The 26555-nt window shown below is 73.1% G+C and carries 22 protein-coding genes and 1 other RNA gene; 16 read left to right on the top strand and 7 right to left on the bottom strand.

The genetic code is table 11. The annotated features are described in order from the left end of the window. Positions 1 to 34 precede the first annotated feature (34 nt). The 4 genes from P3T29_RS03025 (at position 35) to P3T29_RS03010 (ending at position 2893) form a co-directional block, all read left to right on the top strand. Positions 35 to 1651 carry an MFS transporter gene (locus tag P3T29_RS03025; RefSeq protein WP_280714641.1) on the top strand — a complete coding sequence of 539 codons (1617 nt, stop codon included), beginning with the start codon at positions 35 to 37 and terminating at the stop codon, positions 1649 to 1651. Positions 1652 to 1837: 186 nt separating this feature from the next. Then, the gene (locus P3T29_RS03020) at positions 1838 to 2236 is read left to right on the top strand and encodes an ACT domain-containing protein (protein WP_280714640.1); all 399 of its coding nucleotides are present in this window, start codon (positions 1838 to 1840) and stop codon (positions 2234 to 2236) included. Positions 2237 to 2394: 158 nt separating this feature from the next. Then, the gene (locus P3T29_RS03015; protein WP_280714639.1) at positions 2395 to 2541 is read left to right on the top strand and encodes a hypothetical protein; all 147 of its coding nucleotides are present in this window, start codon (positions 2395 to 2397) and stop codon (positions 2539 to 2541) included. A gap of 130 nt (positions 2542 to 2671) precedes the next feature. After that, positions 2672 to 2893 carry a hypothetical protein gene (locus tag P3T29_RS03010; RefSeq protein ID WP_280714638.1) on the top strand — a complete coding sequence of 74 codons (222 nt, stop codon included), beginning with the start codon at positions 2672 to 2674 and terminating at the stop codon, positions 2891 to 2893. A gap of 36 nt (positions 2894 to 2929) precedes the next feature. Here the strand turns inward: P3T29_RS03010 and P3T29_RS03005 are convergent, their stop codons facing one another. From P3T29_RS03005 to P3T29_RS02995, 3 genes are all read right to left on the bottom strand, one after another. After that, on the bottom strand, positions 2930 to 3370 hold the full coding sequence (locus P3T29_RS03005) for a hypothetical protein (protein ID WP_280714637.1): 441 nt from the start codon (positions 3368 to 3370) through the stop codon (positions 2930 to 2932). A gap of 181 nt (positions 3371 to 3551) precedes the next feature. Next, positions 3552 to 3953, bottom strand: an RNA gene (rnpB, locus tag P3T29_RS03000) — RNase P RNA component class A. A 74-nt stretch (positions 3954 to 4027) separates the two neighbouring features. Continuing rightward, a complete protein-coding gene (locus tag P3T29_RS02995) occupies positions 4028 to 5494 on the bottom strand; it encodes an MFS transporter (RefSeq protein WP_280714636.1) in 1467 nt (488 codons plus the stop codon). Between the two features lie 260 nt (positions 5495 to 5754). Between P3T29_RS02995 and P3T29_RS02990 the strand changes: the two genes are divergently transcribed. After that, a complete protein-coding gene (locus P3T29_RS02990; RefSeq protein ID WP_280714635.1) occupies positions 5755 to 6849 on the top strand; it encodes a porin PorA family protein in 1095 nt (364 codons plus the stop codon). Between the two features lie 237 nt (positions 6850 to 7086). Then, a complete protein-coding gene (gene yaaA / locus P3T29_RS02985) occupies positions 7087 to 7893 on the top strand; it encodes a peroxide stress protein YaaA (RefSeq protein ID WP_280714634.1) in 807 nt (268 codons plus the stop codon). Between the two features lie 150 nt (positions 7894 to 8043). Here the strand turns inward: yaaA and P3T29_RS02980 are convergent, their stop codons facing one another. From P3T29_RS02980 to P3T29_RS02970, 3 genes are all read right to left on the bottom strand, one after another. After that, the gene (locus P3T29_RS02980) at positions 8044 to 9225 is read right to left on the bottom strand and encodes a bifunctional RNase H/acid phosphatase (RefSeq protein ID WP_280714633.1); all 1182 of its coding nucleotides are present in this window, start codon (positions 9223 to 9225) and stop codon (positions 8044 to 8046) included. A gap of 4 nt (positions 9226 to 9229) precedes the next feature. Continuing rightward, entirely contained in the window at positions 9230 to 9973 is a 744-nt protein-coding gene (locus tag P3T29_RS02975) for a C4-type zinc ribbon domain-containing protein (protein WP_280714632.1), read from the bottom strand. 99 nt (positions 9974 to 10072) lie between these two features. Further along, positions 10073 to 10978 (bottom strand): Nif3-like dinuclear metal center hexameric protein, encoded by a 906-nt coding sequence (locus P3T29_RS02970; RefSeq protein WP_280714631.1) that lies wholly within the window; start codon positions 10976 to 10978, stop codon positions 10073 to 10075. Positions 10979 to 11480: 502 nt separating this feature from the next. On the opposite strand from P3T29_RS02970, the gene lanL reads away from it, so the two are divergent. From lanL to P3T29_RS02940, 6 genes are all read left to right on the top strand, one after another. Beyond that, positions 11481 to 14378: a class IV lanthionine synthetase LanL gene (gene lanL, locus P3T29_RS02965; RefSeq protein WP_280714630.1), complete on the top strand. Its 2898-nt coding sequence runs from the start codon at positions 11481 to 11483 to the stop codon at positions 14376 to 14378. A 64-nt stretch (positions 14379 to 14442) separates the two neighbouring features. After that, positions 14443 to 16458 carry an alpha/beta fold hydrolase gene (locus tag P3T29_RS02960; protein ID WP_280714629.1) on the top strand — a complete coding sequence of 672 codons (2016 nt, stop codon included), beginning with the start codon at positions 14443 to 14445 and terminating at the stop codon, positions 16456 to 16458. Between the two features lie 221 nt (positions 16459 to 16679). Beyond that, positions 16680 to 16823 carry a VenA family class IV lanthipeptide gene (locus tag P3T29_RS02955; RefSeq protein WP_280714628.1) on the top strand — a complete coding sequence of 48 codons (144 nt, stop codon included), beginning with the start codon at positions 16680 to 16682 and terminating at the stop codon, positions 16821 to 16823. Between the two features lie 135 nt (positions 16824 to 16958). Continuing rightward, a complete protein-coding gene (locus tag P3T29_RS02950) occupies positions 16959 to 18587 on the top strand; it encodes an ABC transporter ATP-binding protein (RefSeq protein ID WP_280714627.1) in 1629 nt (542 codons plus the stop codon). An 18-nt stretch (positions 18588 to 18605) separates the two neighbouring features. Further along, positions 18606 to 20420 carry an ABC transporter ATP-binding protein gene (locus P3T29_RS02945; protein ID WP_280714626.1) on the top strand — a complete coding sequence of 605 codons (1815 nt, stop codon included), beginning with the start codon at positions 18606 to 18608 and terminating at the stop codon, positions 20418 to 20420. A gap of 172 nt (positions 20421 to 20592) precedes the next feature. After that, a complete protein-coding gene (locus P3T29_RS02940) occupies positions 20593 to 20748 on the top strand; it encodes a hypothetical protein (protein WP_280714625.1) in 156 nt (51 codons plus the stop codon). Between the two features lie 49 nt (positions 20749 to 20797). Here the strand turns inward: P3T29_RS02940 and P3T29_RS02935 are convergent, their stop codons facing one another. Next, positions 20798 to 21886: an alcohol dehydrogenase catalytic domain-containing protein gene (locus P3T29_RS02935; protein WP_280714624.1), complete on the bottom strand. Its 1089-nt coding sequence runs from the start codon at positions 21884 to 21886 to the stop codon at positions 20798 to 20800. 160 nt (positions 21887 to 22046) lie between these two features. Between P3T29_RS02935 and P3T29_RS02930 the strand changes: the two genes are divergently transcribed. The 4 genes from P3T29_RS02930 (at position 22047) to P3T29_RS02915 (ending at position 26522) form a co-directional block, all read left to right on the top strand. After that, positions 22047 to 23360: a M48 family metallopeptidase gene (locus P3T29_RS02930; protein ID WP_280714623.1), complete on the top strand. Its 1314-nt coding sequence runs from the start codon at positions 22047 to 22049 to the stop codon at positions 23358 to 23360. 76 nt (positions 23361 to 23436) lie between these two features. Beyond that, positions 23437 to 24102 (top strand): class I SAM-dependent methyltransferase, encoded by a 666-nt coding sequence (locus P3T29_RS02925; RefSeq protein WP_280714622.1) that lies wholly within the window; start codon positions 23437 to 23439, stop codon positions 24100 to 24102. Positions 24103 to 24328: 226 nt separating this feature from the next. Further along, positions 24329 to 25552 (top strand): hypothetical protein, encoded by a 1224-nt coding sequence (locus tag P3T29_RS02920; RefSeq protein WP_280714621.1) that lies wholly within the window; start codon positions 24329 to 24331, stop codon positions 25550 to 25552. Between the two features lie 7 nt (positions 25553 to 25559). Further along, entirely contained in the window at positions 25560 to 26522 is a 963-nt protein-coding gene (locus P3T29_RS02915) for an N-acetylmuramoyl-L-alanine amidase (RefSeq protein ID WP_280714620.1), read from the top strand. Positions 26523 to 26555: the final 33 nt, after the last annotated feature.

Below are 26555 nucleotides of genomic sequence, written 5' to 3'. Positions count from 1 at the left end.
ATCGGCTCTCCGGGGCGGCTGGGACGATGCGCCCATGGCATCCAGGACAGGCACTCCCAAGAGACCGGCAGCGGCGGGACCGGTCCTGATGACACTCGCCGCCGGACAGTTCCTGATGGCGCTCGACAGCTCGGTCATGAACGTCTCGATCGCGACGGTGGCCCACGACGTGGGCACGACAGTGAGCGGGATCCAGGGCGCGATCACGGCCTACACACTCGTGATGGCGATGCTCATGATCCCCGGCGGCAAAATCGGCGCGCTCATCGGCCGCAAGCGCGCGTTCGTGACCGGCTGCGGCATCTACGGCTGCGGTTCGCTGACGACGGCGCTCGCCCCGAACCTGCCCATGCTGCTGCTCGGTTGGTCGTTCCTCGAAGGGGTCGGCGCGGCGCTCATCCTGCCCGCCATCGTGGCGCTGGTCGCCGGTAACTTCACGGTGGAACGCCGACCCGCCGCCTACGGACTGGTCGCTGCCGCAGGGGCCGCTGCGATCGCGGTCGGCCCGATCATCGGAGGCGTCGCCACCACGTACTTCTCCTGGCGCTGGGTCTTCGCCGGCGAGGTCGCGATCGTCCTGGGCATCCTGGTCCTCGCCCGCCGCATCGCGGACGCCCCGACCGACCGACGCGCGCACCTCGACCTGCTGGGTGCGGTGCTCTCCGCCCTCGGGCTCGGAATCTTCGTCTTCGGCGTACTGCGTTCGGACACCTGGGGCTGGTTCCGGCCGAAGCCCGACGCACCCGCCTGGCTCGGCATCTCGCTGGTGGTGTGGCTGATGCTGGCGGGCCTGCTCCTGATCTGGCTCTTCCTGCGCTGGGAGGCCCGCCTCGTGGAGCAGCACCGGGAGCCACTGGTGGACCCGGGACTGTTGCGGAACCGGCAGCTCACCGGCGGCCTGACGATGTTCTTCTTCCAGTACCTGGTGCAGATGGGCGTGTTCTTCGTCGTACCGCTGTACCTGTCGGTCGCACTCGGTCTGTCCGCACTCGCGACCGGCACCCGCATTCTGCCGCTGTCGCTGACACTGCTGGCCGCCGCGATCCTGATTCCGCGCCTCGTCCCGGACGTCTCGCCGAGGCGGGTGGTGCGGCTCGGGATCCTCTTCCTGCTGGCGGGTGCGCTGGTCCTGCTGGGTGCGCTCGACGCAGGCGCGGACGCGTCGATCGTCACCATCCCGCTGCTGCTGATCGGGCTGGGCATGGGCGCGCTGGCGTCCCAGCTCGGGGCGGTCACCGTGTCCGCCGTCCCGGACGAGAAGAGCGCGGAGGTCGGCGGCATCCAGAACGCCGTCACCAACCTCGGCGCCTCGATCGGTACCGCACTGGCCGGATCGATCCTGATCGCCACGCTGACGACGTCGTTCCTGACCGCCATCACGCAGAATCTGGCAATCCCGACCCAGGTCAAGAGCCAAGCGACCGTCCAACTCCAAGGCGGCGCGCCCTTCTTGTCGGACGCCCAGCTCAAGACCGCCCTCAACAACGCGGGCGCGAGCCCCCAGGTGTCCCAGGCCGCACTGGACGCGAACGCCGCAGCCAGACTCGACGGCCTGCGCGCCGCGCTGGCCATCCTCGCCCTCACCGCTCTCCTCGCGCTGTTCTTCACCCAGCGGATCCCGACGAGCCAGCCGCGCACGACAGACACTTAGCGGCGCGCCCGATGAGACCGCCGCCCGCCCGAAGCCCCGAGCCGGAGACGCCCACTGGTCTCTCCTGATTCCCTGTCAGACCGCTGACCTGCGCGGTCGATCCCCGGCGCGAACGGTCGGCCTTCGACGCGAACGGACAGCGCGTCGGCCCACGGCTCGCGCGCCGCGCGGGCTAACGTGACCGCCATGGCCGGCGAACGAGACCTCCAGAAGCTGCTCAGCGAAATGCACCCCGTCCTCAATCCCGGGCGGTACGTGTACTGCACCCTCCCCGCCAGGATCCCGGCCGGGCTGCGCCCGGTGGTGACGGTCACCGAGGCGGAGGGCCCGACCGTGGTGGTCGCGCAGGAGGAGGCCGACTCCCTCGGCCTGCGGTACGAGTACGTGGCCGCCTGGATCACCCTCGAGATCCACTCGGCCCTGGAAGCCGTCGGCCTGACCGCAGCCGTAGCCACCTGCCTCGCCGAGATCGGCATCAGCTGCAACGTGGTGGCCGGTTTCCACCACGACCACCTCTTCGTCGCGGCCGACGACGCGGAGCGCGCGGTGGCGGCACTTCAGGCACTGGCGGCCGACCGACCCTGACCAGCCCCGACCGGCCCCGACCGGCTCTGCGGCGTGCTCGGGCCAGGACAGGAGCATCAACGGCACCGAGGCGTCTCCATTCGACCTTCACAAATCCGCCGTGTACACGACCAGTCACCCAAGGTAGTGTCAGTCCCTGCCAACTCGGAGGGAAAACGATGGACCGCGACAAGATCCCCAGAACAATCGCCGGCACCGACACCTTCGTGATCGACCCGGAGGACGACCAGCAGGACTGCACCCGCCCCTGCTGCCGTGACCTGGACATCCCGACGCACTGGGGCCAGTGGCTCCGACCCAACTGAACCAGCGGACGGCATCCCGGTGCCTTGCCCCCTCCACCCCCGGAAGAGCAAGGCACCGACCCGGCCCGCTCCGGACCACCCGATCCGGCCGCGACTGTCAGCCCCGGGCCTCATGCTGGACACCGTGAAGATGCCCAGGACTACATGCGGTACCTGCAAGCGAAACATCGCCGCCCTCCCCGGCGGCGGCCCCGGCCAGTGGCGACTGAGCCGACATGACGCACCCCATGACGGCACCCGCCGCGAGGAGTTGGTGTCCTGCTCCGCAAGCCTCCGCCCGGTCGAACTTGACGCACTCGACTTCCAACTCCCCCTCCCACAGGAGGAGTCGGAGCTGATCGTCCTTTTCTGAACCGCCGAGGCGCAGCGACCACCCGTCCCGGACGGTCTAGATCCACCCTCGCCGGCCGAGGCGGCCGAAGACGGCCTTGTGCGCTTCGCGGATCGCCTCGATCTCGTCCTCGTCGAGGTCACCCCGCGTGGAGTAGAAGGCGACCGGGCCGTGCATCTTGATGACCCGCCCGGTCGGCTCCGGCAGGTCGTCGGCCTCGTCACCCGCCGGGAGCTCGTAGCGCTTCGGATCACTGAGTTCGAAGTACACGCCGTTGGCCACCTTGTTCATGCGGCCTTCGTCCGCGCGGTCGTACGGCGCGAAGTAGTACACGTTCAGCGGGCTGTACTGCGAGATCATCTCGGCACCGCTCTCCCCCTCGGCCCCGAGCCCCTCGGCCACGGCGGCCCGCATCTCCCGCCAGGTGCCGGTCGTGAAGGCGAGCGACCCGTCGACGCCGACCATGGCGTAACGCCTCGGGAGCTGACTGTCGGGCATGCCGAAACTCCGTCCTCTGCACCGGTGCTGACGGTGAGAATCGTAGTCGGCAGTCAACGGTAAGTGACAGTTGTCCGATGATCAGGCCACCGGTCGCCCGGCAGCGACCGGCGCCGGCACCCAGGCCGTCGCTCCAAAAGGAAGGCCCGACCAGCGTTTCCGCAGGTCGGGCCCAGTACGACGGACGAGTCGGCCTTATACGCCGGGTTCTGTCTCCCTCGGCCTTGCGGCCTTCGGGGAGGCGGCCATCCATCTAGGGCTGCCGTTGCCGACAGCCTCGTGCGGTCTACCCGCGGACTCGGGCGAGCAGCCCTCGATCATCCGCGCACGGTGCCCGAGGGCACCGATCTTGACCTTGCTCCGGGTGGGGTTTACCTAGCCGGCCGAGTCACCTCGGTCGCTGGTGGTCTCTTACACCACCGTTTCACCCTTACCTGCGGCCGGAGCCGCAGGCGGTCTGTTCTCTGTGGCACTGTCCCGCGGGTCACCCCGGGTGGGCGTTACCCACCACCCTGCTCTGTGGAGCCCGGACGTTCCTCGGCGGGCCCCAGAAGGGACCCGACGCGACCGCCCGGCCGGCTCGTCCGCCGTACTGGTCATCGTAGCCGCTCGGCGGGGCCGCCCCGTACCCGTACCGGCCGCCGCGAACGGCGCGGGCTACCCGACGGGCCGACGGCTGCGCTCCGGGTCGAGCCGGGTGGCGACCTCGGCGGCCGTCCGGGCGGCCCACGGTGTGGTGGTGACCAGCCCGAGCAGCAGGATGACCAGTCCGAGCCCGGTCACGATCCACCAGCCGACGTGGCTGGCGACCGCGAAGCCGGTGGTGAACGGCCCGACTATGGCGGTGGTGACGACGGTGCCGATCACCGCGACGCCGAGCGACTGGCCGACCTGACGGCTCGTCGAGGCCACGGCGGCGGCCACACCCGCCTGGGCGCTGGGCATGCCGGAGACGGCGGAGTTGGTGATCGGTGCGTTCACCATCCCGAAGCCGAGCCCGAACAGCGCGTACGCGAGCAGCAGCAGTGCCGTCGGCGAGTCGGTCGCGAGCCGGGTGAGCAGGAGCCCGCTCGCCGCCAGCGCCGTGCCCGCGACCAGGAGTGGCAGCCGTGGCCCGCGGCGGCCGACGATCCGCCCGGAGAAGGGCGCGCTGACCAGCGTCATGGCGGCCATGGGCAGGGTCCAGAGCCCGGCCTCGACCGGGCTGTAGTGCCGGACGTCCTGCAGGTAGAGGGCGTTCAGGAAGAGGAATCCGCCGAGCGCCGAGAACGCGCAGACGGCCGTGACGGTGGCACCGCTGAACGGGACGCTGCGGAAGAACCGCAGGTCGATGAGGGGTTCGGCGATCCGGCGCTCCCACCAGGGCAGCAGGAGGAGGGCCAGCAGCGCGAGGGCGCCGAGCAACAGGATCACCGGCGAGGTCCACCCGCGTCCCGGGCCCTCGATGATGACGGCGGTGCCCGAGCCGAGCAGCAGCACGATCAGGACCTGCCCGACCGGATCCAGCCGCCGGGGCCTGGGGGCCCGCGACTCGGGCACGTAGCGGAACGTCAGCGCACAGGCGACCAGGCCGACCGGGATGTTTATCAGGAAGATCGACGGCCACCCCGCCACATCGACCAGGAAGCCGCCGATCAGCGGACCGAGCGCCATGCTGAGGCCGACCACGCCGCCCCAGACGCCGATCGCCTGGGCCCGCTCGCGCGGTTCGGTGAAGGTGTTGGTGATGATCGACATCGCGACCGGGTTCAGCATCGACCCGCCCACCGCCTGCAGCGCGCGGAAGGCGACCAGCAACTCCAGGTTGGGCGCGAGGCTGCAGAGCAGCGAGCCGAGCACGAAGAGCAGCAGACCCGTCTGGAACACCCGCTTGCGGCCGAGCCGGTCGGCGACCGAGCCCGAGAGCATCAGCAGGGACGCGAGCACCAGGGTGTAGGCGTCGATGATCCACTGCAGCCCGGAGGCGGGGGCGTGGAGATCCCGCTGGATCGACGGCAGCGCGATGTTCACCACGGTGTTGTCGAGCCCGACGATGAACAGGCTGAGGCAGCAGATCGCCAGGATCAGCAGCCTCCGCCGACGGCCGGGCGAAGCTTGGACTTCCTGGGTAAGTACCGATGCCACCACGTATTGCACCCTACCGCTGCGTCCTGCGGCGACGGCGACCGCCTCCGGACGGCTGAACTCCTGCGGCCGTTCGGCCCCGCGCGGCTGTCAGGTGCGCGACCGCCGGGGATGCATGCGGAACTGAGCACTCGACAGAGCTCCGCAAAGAACAGTCAGCGAACAGTCCCAGACGTACCGACCAGCAGACATCCGGCAGACATTCGGCAGTCGTCCGGCAGTCGTCCGGCGGACATCCAGAGCAGCAAAGGGGCCAGCCCATGCAAGGAGCGAAGGTCCTTCACACCGGCGCGGTCGTCGTCGGCGTGATCCTGATCGCGGCCGCCGCCGTCACCGCGTTCTTCGTCACACCGAACTACGTGGCCCGGCTGCCCGACGACACCAACACCCAGCGCTCCTACGCAGGCACGTTCAAGACCCTGCTCGACCCGCAGGCGGTGGCGCAGGGCAACCTGGTCGCCGCGCTGAAGCAGAACGTGCCGCTGACCGTCGACCGGCGCGTCAAGGTGGAGCAGACCTCGGGTGACACCGCCCTGGTCAGTGACGCCCGTACCACCGGCGCGGCCGGGACGACCATCGAGAAGACCACCTGGCAGTACGCGCTCGACCGCCGCTCCCTGGAGCCCGCCGCCAAGCACCCGAGCAGCTGGTCCGTGATCGACGCCCAGGGGCTGACGGTCAGCTGGCCCATCCACGCGAAGAAGCAGACGTACACCGGCTGGGTGCCGGAGACGGCGGCCACCACGCCGGTGGCCTTCAGCCACTCGGAGAACCACGCCGGCCTGACTGCGTACGTCTACCAGGTCACTGCCGCTCCCGCGCCGATCACCGACTCCCAGGTGCTGGCCCCGCTGCCCAAGGCCCTGCCGCAGAGCCTGCTGAAGCTCGTCGCCCAGCTCGGCCCGCTCACCCCTGCGGCCAAGCTGCAGCTCACCGCGCTGCTCCCGACGCTCGGCGACCCGGTGCCGATCTCGTACACCCAGCAGGAGAACGACACCTTCTGGGTCGAACCGGAGACCGGCGTCGTGATCGACGTCAACCGCTCCCAGCAGCGCGCGGCCGGGGTCAAGAACCCGAACGGCGGGGCCTTCATCGAGCTGCTGCCGGTGATCGACGCCACCTACCAGCAGACGCCGCAGTCGGTGCAGGCCGCCGTGCACGACGCCCAGAAGGGCCGCAAGGCCATCGAGCTCTACGGCAGCACACTGCCGGCCCTCGGAGCTGCGCTGGGGATCGTCCTCGTCCTCGCCGGTGTACTGCTCGGCCGACGGGACCGCCGCAGGCGGCAGGAGCAGCCGGGGAACCCGCGGGAAGGCAGGCCGGAGAACCCGCCGGAGGACGCGGCGGGCTCCTGAGGCGAACGAGGTTCGGGGCCGGGACGGAGCGGACCGTACGCGTACGGGTGGCCTGGTCCGCCAGGGTGAGCCGAGCGTTGATCCGGTGATCCGGGTGTTGATCCGGGTGTTGGTCCGGGCGGAGTCGACGGAGTCGGCGGCTCCGCCGCTCAGGTGCGTGAGACGGGGGGTGAGTAAGGGGCGCGTAGGTCAGTAAGGTGGCAGGGTCCGCTGCCACAAAGTGTTGAGGAGTCCGCTGTGCTGGTCCTGCTGCCGCCGTCGGAGGGGAAGGCTGCTTCCGGGGCCGGGGTGCCGCTGGCGCTCGACGAGCTCTCCCTGCCCGGGCTGGCCGGAGCGCGGGCGGCCGTGTTGGACGCGCTGGTCGAGCTCTGCTCCGGGGATGCGGACGCGGCGCAGCAGGTGCTCGGGCTGAGCCAGGGGCTGCGCGGCGAGATCACCCGTAATACCGGGCTGCGGACGGCGGGGGCGCTGCCGGCGGGCGAGGTCTACACCGGGGTGCTGTTCGACGCGCTCGGGCTGGCCAAGCTGGACGAGGCGGCCTACCAGCGGGCGGAGCGCTCGCTGCTGGTGTTCTCCGGGCTGTGGGGCGCGGTGCGGATCGGGGACCGGATTCCGCCGTACCGCTGCTCGATGGGGGTGAAGCTGCCGCCGGTGGGTGCGCTGGGCGCGTACTGGCGGCGGGAGCTGGCAGAGGAGCTGCCGGGCGTCGCGGACGGGCTGGTGCTCGATCTGCGGAGTTCCGCGTACGCGGCGGCCTGGAAGCCTGCGGGTGAGGTGGCGGCGCGGACGGCGACCGTGCGGGTGCTGCAGGAGCGCGAGGTGGACGGGGTGCTGAAGCGCTCGGTGGTGAGCCACTTCAACAAGGCGACCAAGGGGCGGCTGGTCCGGGATCTGCTGATCGCGGGTGCGGAGCCGGGATCGCCGGGTGAGCTGGTGGATGTGCTGCTGGAGCTGAACTACCGCGTCGAGGTGTCGGCGGAGGGGTCTGCGCGTAAGCCTTGGATGTTGGATGTGGTGGTGACGGAGGTCACTGACAGAATCTGAAATCTGTCAGCTGATATCTGATAGTCGATGTCGGTCAGTTGACGTCGGTCAGTTGAGATCCGTCATCCGGCGGCGGGCCGGGAGACTCCAGCCCGCCGCCATCGCCCACCCGTCAGCAGTCACCGTCACCCGCACCCGCACCCGCACCCGTCAGCGCAAGTGGCTCGTGTCGTTGAGCAGCCGCAGCGAGGCGTTCCCGTCCGCGTAGTACTGGACCGCACAGAAGGACGCCGCCGACAGCTCCATCCGGTACATCGAGTCCGGCGGGGCACCCAGCGCCAGGCGTACCAGCGTCTTGATCGGGCTGACGTGCGAGACCACCAGCACCGTCTTCCCCGAGTACCGGGCCAACAGCTTGTCGCGGGCGACGCCCACCCGGTGGGTGAGGGTGGTGAAGCTCTCGCTGCCCCCCGTCGGCTTCGCCTTCGCCGACCCCAGCCAGGCGGCGAGGTCCTCCGGGTAGCGCTCCTGCGTCTCGGCGAAGGTCAGCCCCTCCCAGTCGCCGAAGTCCAGCTCACGCAGCCCCTCCTCGAGCCGTACGTCGAGTCGGAGCCGTGTCGCCACCGCCTCGGCGGTCTGCCGGGTCCGCTGCATCGGCGAGCTGACGACGGCCTGGATGGTGCCACGCGCGGCCAGCTCCTCGGCGGCCCGCGCCGCCTGCCAGAGCCCCTTCTCGGAGAGTGCCGGATCGCTGCCGCCGCTCCCGGAGAAACGCTTCTCCGGCGTCAGCGGCGTCTCCCCGTGCCGGAGCAGGACGAACGTGGTGGGCGTCCCCAGGTCGGCCGGCCCGGCCCACCCCGCCTTGGGCGCAGCCGGAGCGGGCAGGGCCTCCTCGACGAGGACGGCGGAGGCGGCGGAGGCGGCGGAGGCGGCAACCAGCCCGGCCACCCGCCGCTGCTTGGGCTCCCACGGCCGGCCGGCCTTGCCCGCGTCCATCGCCTCGTTGGCCAGCCGGTCCGCGTCCTTGTTCCGCTCGCGCGGGATCCAGGTGTAGGTGACTTGGGAGCGCGGCAGGACGGTACGGGCCTCGGCGGCCAGCGGCTGCATGTCGGGGTGCTTGATCTTCCAGCGCCCGGACATCTGCTCCACGACCAGTTTGGAGTCCATCCGGACGTCGACGCCCGCGTCCGGGTCCAGCTCACGCGCCGCCCGCAGGCCCGCGATCAGGCCCTTGTACTCCGCCACGTTGTTGGTGGCGTGGCCGATGAACTCGGCGGTCTCGGCGATGATCTGCCCGGTGTCACTGTCGCGGACGACCGCTCCGTAGCCGGCCGGCCCCGGGTTGCCCCGGGAGCCGCCGTCAGCCTCGACGATGAACCTCCGACCGGCCATCGGGTCAGGCGCCCGACTCGGCGGTGCGGACCAGGATGCGCCCGCAGTTGTCGCAGCGCACGACCGCGTCCTTGGGCTCGGCCTTGATGGCGTTCAGGTCGGAGACGGCGAACTCGACCCGGCAGCCCTCGCAGCGACGCTGGTACAGGCGGGCCGCGCCCACGCCGCCCTGCTGCTCGCGCAGGCGGATGTAGAGCTTCAGCAGGTCGGCCGGGATGACGGTGGCGACGGCCTCACGGTCCCGCTTGACCTTCTCGGCATCGGCGTCGATCTCGGCGAAGGCGGCCTCGCGGCGCGCCTCGGCCTCCTTGAGGACGACGGTGGAGTGGTCCAGACGGGCCGTCAGCTCGGTGACCCGGGTCTGGGCGGACTCCATCCGCTCCATGATCTCCAGGACCACGTCCTCCAGGTCGCTCTGGCGCTTGGCCAGCGACCCGACCTCGTGCTGGAGGTTCTCCAGGTCACGCGGGGAGCCGACGGCGCCGGAGTCCAGGCGCTGCTGGTTGCGGGCGGTCCGGGCGCGGACCTGCTCGACGTCACCCTCGGCCTTGGCCAGCTCGCGGGTGGTGTCGCCGAGCTGGGCCTGGGCGGCCACGACCAGCGAGGTCAGGGCGGTGTGGTCGGCGTTGGCCTTGTCGATCTCGGCGTGCTCGGGCAGGCTGCGGCGCCGGTGGGCCAGCTGGTCGAGGCGGGAGTCGATGGCCTGCAGGTCGAGCAGGCGGATCTGGTCTGCGGGCGCGGCGTTCAAGCGGAGAGCTCCTGTGAATCGGTCAGGTTCAGGTCGGGTTCAGGGGGTGCGCGGCGGCAGAGCTGCGCGGCGTCGGGTCAGCCGCTCAGCTGCGTCTGCTCATCTGCGCGGCGGCACGTCTTCACTACGAGGGCCGTCGTCGGCCCCGGAGGTAGCGGTCAGCGGGGTCTGCGGGGTGCGGGTCATCGGCGCGTGGGCGGTCCAAGGGTCGGTGACCAGATGCGAGATCCTGGTCTCCAGCTGCCACCCGTGCTTGTCGGCCGCCGCGCCGAGCCCGGCGGCGGCGAGCCCCAGCCAGGGCCACTCGGTGGCCCAGTGCGCGGCGTCCAGCAGTGCGACGGGGGCGGCCTCGGCGGCCTCCGAGGCCGGGTGATGGCGCAGGTCGGCGGTGACGTAGGCGTCGACGCCGGCCGCCCGTACCTCGGCGAAGAAGCTGTCGCCCGAGCCGCCGCAGACCGCGACCCGGCTGATCAACCGGTCCGCGTCCCCGGCCACCCGGACACCGGCCGCCGTGGCGGGCAGCCCGGCGGCGACCTGGGCGGCGAAGGCGGAGAGGGTCAGCGGCGGTTCGAGGACGCCGATCCGGCCGGTACCCCGGCGCCCCGACGGGTCGGTCGGGTCCGCGATGAGCGGTCCGAGGACCCGCAGGCCGACGGCCTCGGCGAGGGCGTCGGAGACACCCGGATCGGCGTGGTCGGCGTTGGTGTGCGCGACGTGCAGGGCGATCCCGGCCCGGATCAGGCTGTGCACCACCCGGCCCTTGAAGCCGGTCGCGGCAACGCTGGTGGTGCCGCGCAGATAGAGCGGATGGTGCGTGACCACCAGGTCGGCACCCCACTCGACGGCTTCGTCGACCACCGTCCGGACCGGGTCGACGGCGAAGAGGACGCGGCTGACCTGGGCGTCGGGATCCCCGCACACCAGGCCGACGGCATCCCACGATTCCGCCCACCTCGGTGGGTAGAGCTCTTCGAGCGCGTTGATGACGTCGGACAGATTCGGCACCTGCTGAGACTACCGCGCGAACCGAGCGGGACGGGCCTCCACACTGCGCAGCCCGGCCCCGCCCGGGCCGTACAGCTGCTCGTCAACCGGCGTGCGGAGGCGCTCGACGGGCTCCGGGGACCGTCGTGAACCACCTCCACCACGGGCGCCCCGCCCACACCCCGAGGGTCTCGCGCATTCGAAAACGAATCGAGATCACCCTTACGAGTGAAGTGACTCGTTGTGCGTTGAACCACACCGGTCCCGAAAGTAACTTCAGTGGAGCGAACGAGAGTTGCCTCGACCTGGGGGGTCGAGAAGGTGCTCTGCCGAGACCAACCTGTCCGGGCCCCAGCGCCCCGCCGATCACGCGGAGCGCCGGTCGAGGGCCCGATCGGCGGACGCGACCGGGGCAGCTCCCGTACTTCCGAAGACCGATCGAGCCGGGGTGCCCCAGCAGTGGGCACCGACGGCGACGCCACGAAGGGGTGTGAAGCAGATGGGGGCGGGCACACCACTGCGCATGGCTGGGGGGCCGGGGTCGGTGGACGACGCGCCGGGTGCGGACGGCACGTTGGTGGAGGTGGCGTGGGCGGCCATGGCCGGCGCCGGAGTCCGGGGAGGCGACGGGTGGGGGTTCACCGTCGAGGGCTTCTGGTGCACGGTCCGGCCGGCCACGCCGGAGACGGCAGGAGAGCCGGACCTCGCACCGGCTGCGGAGGGCTGGAAGCTGCACGTCAGTGCGGCCTCCGAGGCGGCGTCGGAGGTGCTCGCGGCGGTCGCCACGGTCATCGCCGCCGACCCGTGCCCGTTCAAGTTCACCGCCGACCGGGAGAAGCTCCACGAGATCAACTCCCGGAACAGCGAGCGCGGCTCGGCCGGGAAGTTCATCACCGTCTACCCGGCGGACGAGGTGCAGTTCCGACGGATCGCCGAGGAACTGCACCTCGCCACCGAGGGCCTGCCCGGCCCGACCGTGCTCTCCGATCGGGCGTACGCGCCGGGCAGCCGGGTCCACTACCGCTACGGAGCGTTCACCGGCCGCGCCGAACTCGGCAACGACGGTGCGTACCGCTCGATGCTGCACGGGCCGGACGGTGCCCGGGTCGAGGACGTCCGCTCCGCGAGCTACCGGTGTCCGCCCTGGGCGGTCGACCCCGTCGAGGGGAGGGGGTCGACCCAGGCCGGCGCGGCACCCGAGTCGGGCTCAGGCGCATCCGCGCTCAAGCCCCGCACGGGCGGCGTGCTGCTGGGTGGCCGGTACGCGCTGACCGCCGCCGTGCGGCACAGCACGAAGGGTGGTGTCTTCCTCGGCCGGGACACCGGGAGTGGGACGGAGGTCGTGGTCAAGCAGGCCCGCGCCCATATAGAGGTGGACCGCTCCGGCACCGAGGCGCGCACCGCCCTGCGCCACGAGGCCGCGCTGCTGACCCGGCTCGACGGGCAGGAGCTCACCCCGCACCCCGTCGAGCTGATCGAGCAGGGCGACTCGCTCTTCCTGGTGGAGGAGCGGATACCCGGGCAGCCGCTGGGCACCTGGGTCGCGGCCCGGCTGCGGCGGGACGGCACGCCGGACGTCGACTGGGCCGAGGCCGGTCCGATGACCCTCGCCCTGGTCGACCTGGTCGAGCGGGTGCACGACCAGGGCCTGGTACTGCGTGACCTGTCCCCCGGCAATGTGATGGTCCGGCCCGACGGCGGCCAGCGGGTCGACCTGCGGCTGATCGACCTGGAACTGGCCGCTCCGGCGGGCAGTACGGCGGGCTCGGCCGGCACTCCCGGTTACCGCGCGCCCGAGCAGGGCCCGGCGACCACCACCGCCCCGGCCGAGTACAGCGCCGACCTATACGCGCTGGGCGGCCTGCTCTTCCTGCTCGCCACCGGACACGATCCGCTGCTCCCCGAGGACCTGCCCCGGGCCCGCCCGGTCGGCGAACGGCTGGGCCGCTGGCTGGAGTTGGCCGCCCGTAGCGGCACGACCGCGCGGCGGCTGGCGCCGCTCGTGCTCGCCCTGCGCGCCGAGGAGCCCGAACGGCGCTGGAGCCTGGCCGACGTCCGCGAAGCGTTGACCGACGACGTCGTGATCGCGGACGCGGTGCCCCGGAGCGTCGACCGGCGGACGGACGCGATCGACCGCCTGCTCCGCGACGGTCTGCGTCAGCTGGCCGACAGCGCGACCCCGCAGCGGTCCGACCGGCTCTGGCCGACCGCGCCGGCGGGCCGGCTCACCGACCCGTGCAACGTCCAGCACGGCGCGGCCGGAGTACTCGCCCTGCTGGCCCGCGCCGCCGCCGCGCCGTTGCCCGAGCCGGAACGCGAACTCGCCCGGTCGGCCGCCAGGTCGGCCGCCGAGTGGATCGAACGGCGCTGCGCCGCCGAACCGGTGGTACTGCCCGGTCTGCTCTTCGGGCGCTCCGGGACCGCGTGGTCCCTGCTCGACGCCGCCGAGGCACTGGGCGACCGGGAGTTGGCCGCCCGGGCGGTCACGATGGCCCGTCGTGTCCAACTCCACTGGCCCAACCCCGACATCTGTCACGGCGCGGCCGGCGCGGGCTTCCTGCAACTGCGGCTGTACCGCTCCACCGGGTCGGCGGAGTTCCTCGATCGGGCGGCCGAGTGCGCCCGGGGCCTGCTCGGCGCCGCGCAGCACGAGCCGTACGGGGTGGTCTGGCCGGTACCGAAGAACTTCGACTCCAGCCTCGCCGGGGCGACCCATCTGGGGTACGGCCACGGGGTGGCGGGAGTGGGCGCCTTCCTGCTGGCGGCAGCCGACGCGACCGCCGGAGCGCCTGCCGGGGCGGCCACCGGACCCGACGGGAAGGACGCGTTCCTTGCCGGAGCCCGGCAGGCCGCCGCAACGCTGGCCGCGACCGTCCGGCGCGACGGCAACGGCGACGGGACGGGCGCGGGGGCCGGGACGGGCGCAGGGGCCGGGATGGGCGCCTGGTGGCCGCAGAGCGCGAGCGACCCGGAGAGCGTCAAGTTGCAGCACTGGTGCAGCGGTTCGTCCGGTATCGGCAGCTTCCTGATCCGGCTCTGGCAGTCGACCGGCGACACCGACGCGTACGAGCTGGCGCTCGCCGCCGGGCAGGCGGTGCTCGACAGCCGGTGGCACAGCGGGGTCTGCGCCTGCCACGGCCTGGCGGGCAACGGCGAGTACCTGCTCGACCTGGCGGAAGCCACCGGCGAGAGCCGGTTCCGTGACGGAGCAGGCGAGTTGGCAGGGCTGATCGCATCCCGGGCGGCGCTCCGCGACGGGCTGCTCATCCTCCCGGACGAGACCGGCACCGGCTGTACACCCGCCTACGGCACGGGCACCTCCGGCGCGCTCGCCTTCCTGCTCCGGCTGCGCCACGGCGGCCCCCGGCTCTGGCTCGACCCGCACTCACTCGCCGCCGGGCCAGTGCCGGAGCGGCAGTGAGTTCGCACGTCCCGAACTGTCCCAGCAATCCCCCAAATCCCAACTCCCAGGAGGTGAGCCCACGATGAGCATCGCCACCCGCACCACAGCCCAGGCGCTGCGCCGGCTGAGCTTCACCTTCGCCACCGACGGCTCGCACGCGGCCTGCCTGGCGGCGGGCGCCGACGGCGGCTGGTACGTGGAGAGTTGGCGGCTGCACGCGGACGGCCCGGCCCGGCCGACCGCGCTGCCGCTGCCCGGCAACCGGTCCGAGAGCCTGCGCTCACAGCTGGTGTCACTGCCGGACGGAAGGGTGCTGATCTGCCGCCATGACGGCGACCGGCACGATCTGGTCCTGGCGGCGGGCCCGGGCAGCTCCGAGGGCTTGGCCGCGCCCGTCACCGAGCAGCGGCTGGCCACCCTCAGGATGCCCGGGCTGCGGTTGCTGCCGATCCCCGGCTCCGCCCGGGCCGCCAACCTGCCGGTGGCCGTCGCGCTCGGCACCGACACCCAACCGGTCACCACGGCCTGGCTGGTCTACGCCGACGGCTCGGAGCCTCGGCAGATCGCCGAACTCCCCGGGCTGCACGGCGGTGGCGTCTGGCTCGACCACACCGGAAGGCTGCTCGCGCTGGACCGGGTCGCTTCAGGGGTCGTGAAGTCGATCGCCTTCGATCTCGACCTCGGCCGGGTGACGCCGCTGCTGGAGATAGCGGAGCGCAGCAACGACCGGTTGGTGCTGTTCGACCCGGACACCCGGTTCGCCATGGTCCGCAGCGACGCCCCCGGCGTGGACCGGCTCGGCTGGGGCGTGCTGGGCGGCGCGGAGCCGCTGCGCTTCCCGGAGTGCCTGCACGTGCCGGGGATGTTCCTGCGGCCGGTCGCCCTCGCGCCGTCGCCGGGCACCCCGGCGGAGCCCGAAACGCTCCGGGTCGCTCTGCAGATCGACCACGGCGCCGCCTCGGCGCTCGCGGTCTGGGCGCCCGGCTGGGGCCGTCTCGACCCGCTGCTGGTGCCGCCCGGGCGGCTGGGCGCGGTCGGCCACTGGTCCACCACCGGCCTGCGGATGCCGTACTCCGCACCGGACCATCCGGCGGCCCTCGCGACCCTGGAGGTGGACACCCTGCTGAGCCTCGGCCCTGCCGGGGCACCCAGCCCGATGGCCCTGCCGCTCCAGCTCGCGCCGCTGACGCCGGTGCCCGCGCACGGCCCGGCCGCCACGAGTGGCGCGACCGGCTCCTCCGCCGAGTTCTCCCGCTACTCCCCGCCCGGTTGGCGACTCGACGCCAGCGCAGCGCCGGCCGACGGCAGCCAGTGGCACCCCGCCCAGAGCCTGGAGCTGTCCGGCCCGGCGGGCCCGATCGAGGCCGTGGTGTACGGCGGCGACGCCTGGTTGAGCGCCCGGCACCTGGTGGTCGCCCTGCACGGCGGCCCGGCGGACGCCTGGCGGCTGGAGTTCGACCCGGCGCTGCAACGGATGGCGGCCGAGGGCCTGGCGGTACTGGCCCCCAACCAGCGCGGCAGCACGGGTTACGGCGTCGAGCACGCGATGTCGATTCGCGGCGCCTGGGGCGGACCGGACCTCGCCGACATTCTGTACATACTTGATGGACTGTCAGGTCAGCGGGCGGCGCTCGGACTTGAACCACCTTCGCTGTTCGGCGTGAGCTACGGCGCGTTCCTCGCCCTGCTCGCCGCCGCCCACGCGCCAGGCGACCAGGTCAGCCGGTGCGCCGTGGTGGCACCGTTCCTGTCCGGCGCCCGGCTGCTGGCCGAGGCCGCCGCACCGGTACGGGCGCTGACCACCCGCCTCGGCGGGGCGCAGCCGCTCGAGGACGCCCGTGGCCCACGTGACGTGCTGCAACTCGCGCACCGGCTGCGTGCTCCGCTGCTGGTCGTGCACGGCGACCGGGACGAGGTCGTACCGGTGAGCCAATCCCGCTCACTACGGCACGAGTTGCTGCGGCTCGGCCGGACCGAGGGCGCCGACTTCCGTTACGTGGAAGCCGCCGGAGCCGGGCACGAGGTGCTGGCCGAGGAGGGTGCGGCCGTCCTCCACGAGGTACTGACCGCCTTCCTGCGCACCGGCAGACCCACCTGAGCCCTGCGCCCAGCTGAGTCCTGCCGAGGCAGCAGGCCCACCTGAGACTTCCCGACCGGTCGGCCGGCCGGCAGCCCTCGAGCTGCCGAGCCGCCGTCGGACCCGGGAGCAAGACCTGCGGCGGAGGGGTTCCGCCGCAGTCGCCACACCCGAGTGACATGTGGCAGCACAACCGTCGTCCGCACCGTGCGGCCGACGAACATCAAGGGGAGGACCCAATCATGCAGAACATCATGGACTTCGAGACCGACCTCGCGGCTCTGCAGGAGCTGCCGGAGACCGAGTCCGTCGAGCTGACCGGCCAGGGCGGCGGCTGCCAGTACACCTGCCTGATCCTGACCTGCCTGATCTTCACCATCAGCTAGTAGCTGCTGCCAGGCAGACCGGCAAGTCAGGCCGTGCCACACCCATCGCCGGGTGTGGCACGGCCCGCCCACATCACCCATCGCTTCAACGACCCACCTCACCCCAGACTCCCGACCCCACCGAGGGGGTGCACCATGCGCGGCTCGACCCTTGCCCTCGCCCTGGCCGTCCCCGCCGAGGCGGCCGCGACGCTCGCACTGCCAGGCACGGTCGCCGGGGCGGTCGACGCCGTACTCGGCGGCAACGCCACCGCGCCCGGCCTGCTGCTCGGCGTCGTCCTGCTGGGCGGCGCGGCCGCCGGGGCGCTGGCCGCGGCCGCCGGTCCCGGCTGCGCCGCCGACGCCACCGTGGCGCTCCGCTCCCGGCTGCTGCGGCACGTACTGGCGGTCGGCCCCGCCCCGCACGGCCTGCCGAGCGGGGACCTGACCTCCCGGCTGGTCGGATCGGCGGCGGACGCGGGCGGCGCCTTTCCGGCCCGACTCGGTGCTCTCACCGCCCTGTTGACCTCGCTCGGCGCCGTCGTCGGGCTCGGCGTGCTCTCGCCCTGGCTGGCGCCAGCCTTCTTCGCCGGGGTGCTGCCCGGCATCGTGCTGATCCGGCTGTTCCTGCAGCAGGCCGGACAGGTGTTCACCCGCTACCAGGAGGCCCAGTCCGAGCTCGCCGCCCGGCTCACCGGCGCACTCGGCGGCCTGCGGAGCATCCACGCGGCCGGCGCCGAGGAGCGGGAGGCCGCGCGGGTGCTCGGCCCGCTGCCCGAACTCTCCGCTGCCGGGCACGCGTTGTGGTCCACCCAGCGTCGTACGGTCTGGCAGGCGACGCTGCTGGTGGCCGTGGTGGAGCTGGCCGTGCTCGGCACCGCCGGGTGGCAGGTGGCGGACGGCGTCCTGCCACCCGGGGCCCTGGCGGCCGCCGCCGGGTGGGCGGCGCTGGGGGTGGGCTTCTTCGAACAGGTCGAGGCGCTGGCCGGGGTCGCCCACGCCAGGTCCGGCCTGCTGCGGGTGGCGGAGGCGCTCGCGGTACCGGCCCCGAGCCCCGGCTGCCGGCTTCTGCCGGACGGCCCGGGCGAGTTGGTCTTCCGGGAGGTCGTGGTCCGGGACGGCGGGAACGTCCTGCTCGGCCCACTCGACCTCACCGTCCCCGGTGGCCGCACGGTCGCCCTGGTCGGCCGGTCCGGCTCTGGGAAGTCCCTGCTGGCGGCACTGGCCGGGCGGCTCCGCGCACCGGACGCCGGGTACGTCCTGGTCGACGGCGTCCGGGTGGACGAGCTGACCGTCCCCGAGCTGCGCCGGGCCGTGGGCTTCGCGTTCGAGCGCCCGGTCCTGGTCGGCGCCACCGTCACGGAGTCGCTGGAGGGCGCCGGTCCGGCGGAGGCCCGCGCCGCGTATGCCGACGGCTTCCTGGCCCGCCTGCCGGACGGATACCGGACGCCGCCCGCCGAACTGCGCCTGTCCGGCGGCGAGCTGCAACGCCTCGGCCTGGCAAGGCTGTTGGCGCAGCAGCCGCGCGTGATGATTCTCGACGACGCCACCTCCAGCCTCGATCTGGCCACCGAGCACCACGTCACCCAGGCGCTCGCCGACTCGACCCGGGGCCGGACCAGGCTGATCGTCGCCCACCGCGCCCAGGCGGCGGCCCGGGCCGATCTGGTCGCCTGGCTGGACGCCGGCCGCCTGCGGGCGCTCGCCCCGCACGCGGAGCTGCTCGCCGAACCTGACTACCGGGCCGCCCTCGTCGGCACCGCCGCCGCGCAGGAGTACCGCTGACGTGCAGGAGTACCGCTGATGGGCCGCCACCGCGAGTCGCCCGACACACCGGGCTGGACGCTGCTCAGGCAGCAACTCGACTCGACCCGGACCCCGTTGATCCGGGTACTGTCCTGGTCGGCGGTGGAGGCGCTGCCCGCGCTGCTCTCCGGCCTGCTGATCTCGGCCGCCGTGGACCAGGGCTTCCTGGCCCACCGGCCAGGCGTCGGCTGCCTCTGGCTGGCCGCACTCGGCGCAGCCGCCGCCGTCCGTGCGTACGCGGCCCGCGCAGCCTTCCCGCACGTCGCCGCCGTGGTGGAGCCGCTGCGCGACGCCCTGGTCGTCCGGGTGGTACGCGGCGCGCTCGCCCGGCCCGAAGCGGACCCGGCGGCCGTCGCCCGGCTGACCGAACAGGTCGAGTCAGCACGGCAGTTGACCGCCACCCTGCTGCGCACCCTGCGCGGCGTCGGGGTGACGCTGGTGGCCGCCCTGCTCGGCCTCGCGCTGCTCGCGCCGGTCGCACTGCTCCTGGTCCTCCCCCCGCTACTGGCCGGCGGCCTGCTCTTCGTCCGGTTGCTCGGCCCGCTGGTGGCGCGCCAACGCGCCGTGGTGCTCGCCGACGAGCAGGTGTCGGCGGAGACCGGCCTGGCCTTCGCCGGGCTGCGCGACATCTCGGCCTGCGGCTCGCAGCAGCGTGTCGGCGACGCCGTTGCTGCCACAATTCACGTGCAGGGTAAGGCGGTTCGGTCCCTCGGTCGGGCGGCGGCGCTGCGCTCGCTCTCGGTGGCGCTCGGCGGACGGCTGCCTGTGCTGGCCGTGGTCGTGGCGGCGCCCTGGCTGGTCCACCGGCACTGGCTGACGGTCGGGCAGGTGCTCGGCGTGGCGGCCTATCTGCTCCAGCAACTGGAGCCGGCCGTCCGGACCCTGGCCGGGATGGTCGGCGGCTGGGTGCTGGAACTCACGGTCGTCCTCGACCGGTTGGCCGCCATCCCCCCGACGACACCCGCGCCCGACCGGCCCGCGCAACCGGCGAGCGGACCGGCCGTACGGGTCACCGGCCTGCACCACGCGCACGGACCGGCGGCGCAGCCCGTACTGAGCGGCTTCGACCTGGAGCTGACGGCTGGCGAGCACCTGGCCGTGGTCGGCGCCAGTGGTGTGGGCAAGTCGACGCTCGCCGCGCTGCTGGCAGGTCTGCTCGCGCCGCAGCAGGGCGAGGTGTCGATCGGCGGTGTGCGGCCGCACGAACTCCATGGACCGCTGCGCGCAAGGCAGTTGGCGCTCGTTCCGCAGGAGGCGTACGTCTTCGCCGGCACGGTCCGGTCCAATCTGACCTGGCTCGATCCCGAGGTGGGCGAGCAGCGGCTGACCGAGGTGGTCGCACTGCTGGGCGCGGCGGAGCTGGTCGCGCGGCTCGGCGGGCCGGACGGGGTGATCCGGGATCCGGCGACGCTGTCGGCCGGTGAGGGCCAGCTGATCGCCCTGGTCCGGACGTACCTCTCCCCCGCCCCCGTGGTGGTGCTCGACGAGGCGACCTGTCATCTGGACGGCGCCGCCGAGGAGCGGGTCGAGGAGGCGTTCGCCGCCCGGCCGGGCACGCTGGTGGTGATCGCGCACCGGATCGGCTCCGCGCTACGGGCCGACCGGGTGCTGCTGCTGGACTCCGGCCGGGGCATCATCGCCCGGCACGGCGACCTACAGGTGCTCTCGCCGCTCTACCGCGAACTCGTCGGTCACTGGCTGGGTTCCACAGCACAGGCCGCGCCACAGATCCCGCAGCCGGCCACGCCGTCAGCCGAGCGACGACGGGAACCGGAGGACGCCGTGGGGGCGTCCGTCCGACCGAGGTCCTGACGATCTCGTTACGCACACCTGGGACCGGGCCGATATGGTGGCCCCCGAACAGGCCGTGACGCTCCCGGCACAGGCACGTCCCGCACTGTCGGCCGTGCCTCGGCCCGATGACCGGCAGCACGCCGGCTTCGCTGATCAGCACCCCCGCACCCCGCACGGAGAAGACGAACTGATGTCCGAAACCCTCACCGACTCCACCGAGCACGACAGCACCACGCCCGGCGCCGACGAGGCCACCGCCACGGACGCCGTGCACGGCCGCCACCGGGGCGTGACCGCGCCCGACGACACCTCGGAGGCCGACCCGCACGGCCGCCACCGCCGCTGACCAGCCCAACCGTCGGCCGGCGGGGTCTCCCCGCCGGCCGACGCGCCCGTCAGTCCAGCGTGATCACCGTCCGCAGCGCCTCGCCGCTGCGCATCTGCGCGATCGCCTCGTTCACGTCGGCCAGCCCGACCCGGTGGGTGATCATCCCCGCCAGGTCGATCCGGCCGGCCCGCCAGAGTTCGATCACCCGCGCGGCCGTCCGCAGCACGTCACCGCCGCCGTACATCGACGGCAGGATCCGCTTCTCGTTGAAGAACAGCTCGGCCATGCTGAAGCCGACCTGGTCGTCCCACGCCCCGGCGCCGATCACGACCACCGCCCCACCACGCCGGGTGGCGTCGTACGCGGCCCGCACGGTGGCCGCGCGGCCGACGGCCTCGAAGACGTAGTCGTACCCGCCCGCCTCCAGGCCCTTGGCGGCGGCCTTCAGCCCCTCGGGCGCGACGGCATCGGTGGCCCCGAAACCGAGTGCCCGCTCCCGCCGCGACTCCACCGGGTCGACCACGGTGATCCGCGCCGCACCACAGACCCGCGCGCCCTGCACCACCGCGACACCGACCCCGCCCGCGCCGATCACGGCGACCGACGCGCCGGGCTCGACCCGCGCGGTGTTCACGGCCGCGCCGACGCCGGTGGTCACCCCGCAGCCGATCAGCGCCGCCAGCTCGTACGGCATGTCGCCCGGCACCTTGATCACACTCCCGGCCGGGACCACCACCTCCTGCGCGAACGTCCCGGTGCCGTAGAAACCGGACGCCTCCACCGCCGCCTCGCCGGAGCCGAAGGTGAAACCCGGCGCGCCGAGCCGCCGGAGGCTGGTGACGCACAGGTGGCCCTGCCCGCGACGGCAGTGCGGGCAGACCCCGCAGGGCGGCATCCAGCAGAGCACCACCCGGTCACCGACCGCGACCCCGGCCACGCCCTCCCCCACCTCGGTCACATCACCCGCGCCTTCGTGCCCCGGCACGAACGGCGCGGGTTGCGGCAGCACCCCGCTCATCGCCGACAGGTCGGAGTGACACAGACTCGTCGCCCGCAGGCGCACCCGCACCCTCCCGGGCCCGAAGCCGACCGTCTCGACGTCGTCGCGGACCTCCAGCTTGTCCTGGCCGGTCTGGTGCAGGATCGCTGCGCGCATATGGCTGCTCCCGGGGATCACGTAGTGGTGGAAGCGCCTGCCGCTTCCGGGACCTCGTCCAGAGTCTCCTTCAGCGGGAGTCACGTCGAGACGGCGGGCCTGCCGGTCGGAGAGCCCCCACCCTTCACCGTTCCCTCACCTGCTGGCATGATCACCCCTCATGCAGACACCCAGCCTCGCCCCGGCCCACGCCTGCCCGTCCTGCGGGAGCGAGCTGGAGGTCGACGAACGCTTCCCCCGCTGGTGTCCCGGCTGCGAGTGGAACCTGGCGCCTGCCGCGCCCGCCGTACCCCACCGGACACCCCGTCAGCAGCGCAAGGCCCTGCGCGACGAGCGGCGGGAGGCCGCGCGCCAGGCCACCGTCCGGGCCAGGGTCGAGAAGCTGTACGAGTCGCTGACCGACCGTCCGGCGCGGACTCGTGACGCGAGCTGGTTCGCGGCCGCCACCATCGCGGGCCTGGTCCATCTGCTGACGCTGGTCCTGTTCACCGGGTCGGTCGCGCTGGTCTGCGACGACCGGTGGCCGGTCCGCGTGCTGGGCGTGCTCGGCCTGGTCGTCACAGTCGTCATGCGTCCGCGCCTCGGCCGGCTGAAGGACGACGCGACCGTCCTGCGCCGCGCCGACGCCCCCGCGCTCTACGCGCTCGCCGACCGGGCCGCCGCCGCAGTGGGCGGCAAGCCCGTGGACGTGATCCGGGTGACCCGGTCCTTCAACGCCTCGTTCGGCAGGGCGGGCCTGCTCCGCCGGAGCCGGCTCACCCTGGGGCTGCCGCTGTGGACCGTCCTGACGCCGCAGCAGCGGATCGCCCTGCTCGGGCACGAGTTCGGACACGACGTCAACGGCGACGCCCGGCGCGGCCTGTGGCTGGGCACCGCGCTCAACACTCTGGCGGCCCTGCACGATGCCTTCCTGCCCGACCGGCGCGGGCCGCAGCGCGGCAGAATCCTGCTGTTCGCCATGATCGCGGGTACCGTGCAGGGGCTGATGTGCCACCTGATCCGTGCGGTCCTGAACCTGCTGGACGGGCTCACCACCCGCTCCGGGCAGCGCGCCGAGTACCGGGCCGACGCGCTGGCCGCCGAACTCGCCTCGGCCGCCGCCGCGCAGGGCATGCTGGAGACATTCCTGCTGTACCAGACCTACGAGACCGTGCTGCTGCGCCTCCGCGCCACGCCCCGGCCCCGCCGTAGCGGCCGTCCCGGCGACCAGCCGCCCGCCGTCGACTTCTGGACGTCACTCGCCGACCAGTTCGCCTCGATCCCCCCGCTGGAACGCGAGCGCCTGCGCCGGCTCAGCGCACTCGACCTGGGCTCGGTCGACCGGACCCACCCACCGACCCACCTCCGGATCCGCCTGCTCGGCGGGCGGCCGGACCAGCAGCCGTCCGTGACCCTCAGCACCACCGAGATCGCGGCGATCGAGGCCGAGCTCGCCCCCGCCCGGGCGCGAGTCGCGAGCGAGCTGCTCGACTGACGGCACCCCTTGCCTACCGTGCAGTAATGTCCGCGAGAGACTCGACACCGTACGCACCGCAGCAAGGAGCAGCACCATGACCAACCTCCGGGAGAACACCGGCCCGGCGCCCGAGGTGCTGGCGGCCTTCGAGGCGGCGACCGGCTTCATGCCGGTGGACGAGGGCCTGGCGCTGTACGCGGCGGCGGTCGAGGCGGCGGGGCGGACGGGTCTGCCGGTGCTGGAGATCGGCACCTACTGCGGCCGATCCGCGATCCTGCTCGCCGACGCCGCCCGGACGGCCGGGACGGTCGCGCTGACAGTGGACCACCACCGGGGCTCCGAGGAGCAGCAGCCGGGCTGGGAGTACCACGACCCGGGTCTGGTCGATCCCGAGGTCGGCCTGATGGACACCCTGCCGAACTTCCGGCGCGCCCTGCACCACGCGGGTCTGGAGGACCACGTGATCGCGCTGGTGGGCCGGTCGCCGCAGGTCGCCGCCGTGTGGGGCGGGAAGCTCGCGCTGGTCTTCATCGACGGCGGTCACACCGACGAGCACGCCACCGGTGACTACGAGGGCTGGACACCGCACCTCGCCGAGGACGGGCTGTTGGTGGTGCACGACGTCTTCCCCGACCCCGCCGACGGCGGGCAGGCTCCGTACCGGGTCTACCTGCGGGCACTCGCGGAGGGCTTCGAGGAGGTCTCGGTCACCGGCTCGCTCCGGGTACTGCGCCGGACGGGCGTCTGCCTTCCCAGCTGACGCCCGGGCCCCGGCCCACGGCCCACGGCCCACGGCCCACGGCCCACGGCGGAAGTTCTCCAGGCTCCTGCGGGCACGATCGCCGATGCTCTAACGTCCATCCACATGGCCGCTCCTCCGGGTGCCGCCGTACCGTCCGCCGGAAACGGCCGGTACGGTGTCGGCGGACACCCGGACGAGACGGCCGTCAGCGGCGCGGGACGACAGCGGGGGCGAGGGCCAGGCTTTGACCGACCAGGACAACACCGCTCCAGCGGTCTGGGATCCGACCGCACGGGGTGGCGCGGGCGGCTGGGTACGGCCGCAGCCGGCCCCGGAGCAGCGACAGCAGCAGTCCGCGTCGCCACCGGGGGCGATCGGCGACCAGGGCCCGCCGCTCGGCGCGCGCCCGTATCTGCCGACGCCGCCGCCCCAGGCTCACCCGACTCAGGCGGCTCACCCGACTCGCCCGGCCGACGCGTCCGCCGATTACGGCTACCCGCTGGCACCCCCCGCTCCCCCGGCGGGCCCGCCCGGCTTCCCGGCCCACTCCGCCGGTTTCCCCACCCCGGCCGCCCCGGCGCCGTCCCCGGCCTTCCCCCCCACCGGGTTCCCGCCGCCGGCCCCCGGGTACGGGTACCCGGCTCCCGGGTTCCCGCCCACGAGCCCGCCCACCGCCGGGTACGGGTACCCGCCCCCGGGCTTTCCGCCCGGTACGGAGTACCGCCCGTACGAGGAACTCACCCCGTACGAGCACGAGGAGCGCCCCCGCAGCCGGACCTCGCTGTACGTCGCGCTCGCCGTCGGGCTGGTCGTGGTGCTGGGCGGCGGTGCCGTCTGGACGCTGGAGAGCAATAACGGATCGACCGAACAGGCGAAGCCCGCCCCGGCCACCTCCACGCCGCCGGCGGCGCCGACGCAGCCCGACCCAGCCCAGTCGGCCCTGCCGGGGACGGCGGACGCGAGCAGCAGCCCCTCCCCGAGCGCGTCCGCCTCGGGCGCGGGCCCGGGCGCCGCCGCCGAGGCCAAGGCCCTGGACGACCTGCTCGCCCGGGGCGAGAACGCCAAGGCCCCGATCGGCAACGCGGTGGCGAAGGTCGACAGCTGCCCGGGGAAGGCCGAGGTGGAAAGTGCCGCCCAGGTCTTCCAGGACGGTGCCACCCAGCGCGACCAGCTGATCGCCGACCTGGCCAAGATCAACCTGGCCGACCTCCCGGGCGGGACCGACGCCGCGCAGTCGCTGCGCACCGCGTGGCAACAGTCCGGTGACATCGATCGCGCGTACGCTGCCTGGGCCCACACCGTCGGCAGCCAGGGCTGCACCGGCGGCGCCGCCCCGAACACCGCCGACCTGAAGCGAGCCAACGACCTCAACCCGCAGGCCACCCAGTCCAAGAAGGACTTCGTGGCGAAGTGGACCCCACTGGCGGCCACCTTCAACCTGACAGTTCGCACCTGGGACAGGATCTGAACCACCCGTGACCGGCACCACTGACGAGCGCCCCGACAACCGTCGCTCGACCCGCTTCCGTCTGACCGTCATCCTCTGCGCCGCCCTGCCGATGTCCTTCGCGGGCTGGCTCGGCTGGCAGGCCCTGGCAGGCGACGGCTCGAGCAGCGCCGCCGCCGCCCCGGCGGCGGTTCCCGCCCAGGTGGTCACCCCGACCGCGCCGAGCAGCCGGCCCGCCACCCTTGCCGCTGCGCCGTCCCCGTCCCTCCCGGCCGCTACCCCCACGCCGACGGCCGGCCCGCTGAACGGGCGTACCGTCCTCATCGACCCCGGGCACAACCCGGGCAACGTGGACCACAGCGCCGAGATCAACAGCCAGGTGGACGTGGGCAACGGCCACAAGGAGTGCGACACCACGGGGACCTCGACCGACGCCGGCTACAGCGAGGCCGACTACACCCTCGATGTCTCCCGGCGGGTCCGGGTGATCCTCCAGGCGCGTGGCGCGAAGGTCGTGTTCACCCAGGACGGCGACCGGCCCTGGGGGCCCTGTGTCGACGAGCGGGCCAAGATCGGCAACGACGCGCACGCCGACGCCGCGATCTCGGTGCACGGCGACGGCGCGCCGGCCTCCGGCAGCGGCTTCCACGTGATCATGCCCGCCCAGGTGAACGCGGGTAAGGCCGACACCTCGGCGATCGTGGCGCCCTCCCACCGGCTGGGGGTGCTGGTCCGCGACCAGTTCCAGGCCGCCACCGGCGAGCCGTACTCGAACTACCTCGGCGAGCAGGGGCTCGACACCCGCAGCGACCTGGGCGGGCTCAACCTCTCGGTGGTGCCGAAGGTGTTCATCGAGTGCGGCAACATGCGGAACCCGGGCGACGCCGGGCGGATGACGGACCCGCAGTGGCGCCAGAAGGCCGCCCAGGGCATCGCCGACGGGCTGACCGCCTTTCTGACCACACCCGCCGCCGCCCGTTCGGCGGGCTGACCAGGCCGCCAGGAGCTCTTCCGGTAGGCCGCT

It is taken from the genome of Kitasatospora sp. MAP5-34, assembly GCF_029894335.1.
Taxonomy (GTDB): domain Bacteria; phylum Actinomycetota; class Actinomycetes; order Streptomycetales; family Streptomycetaceae; genus Kitasatospora.
Note: the sequence above shows the minus strand (reverse complement) of the source record. Positions and strands in the feature narration are given on the sequence as shown.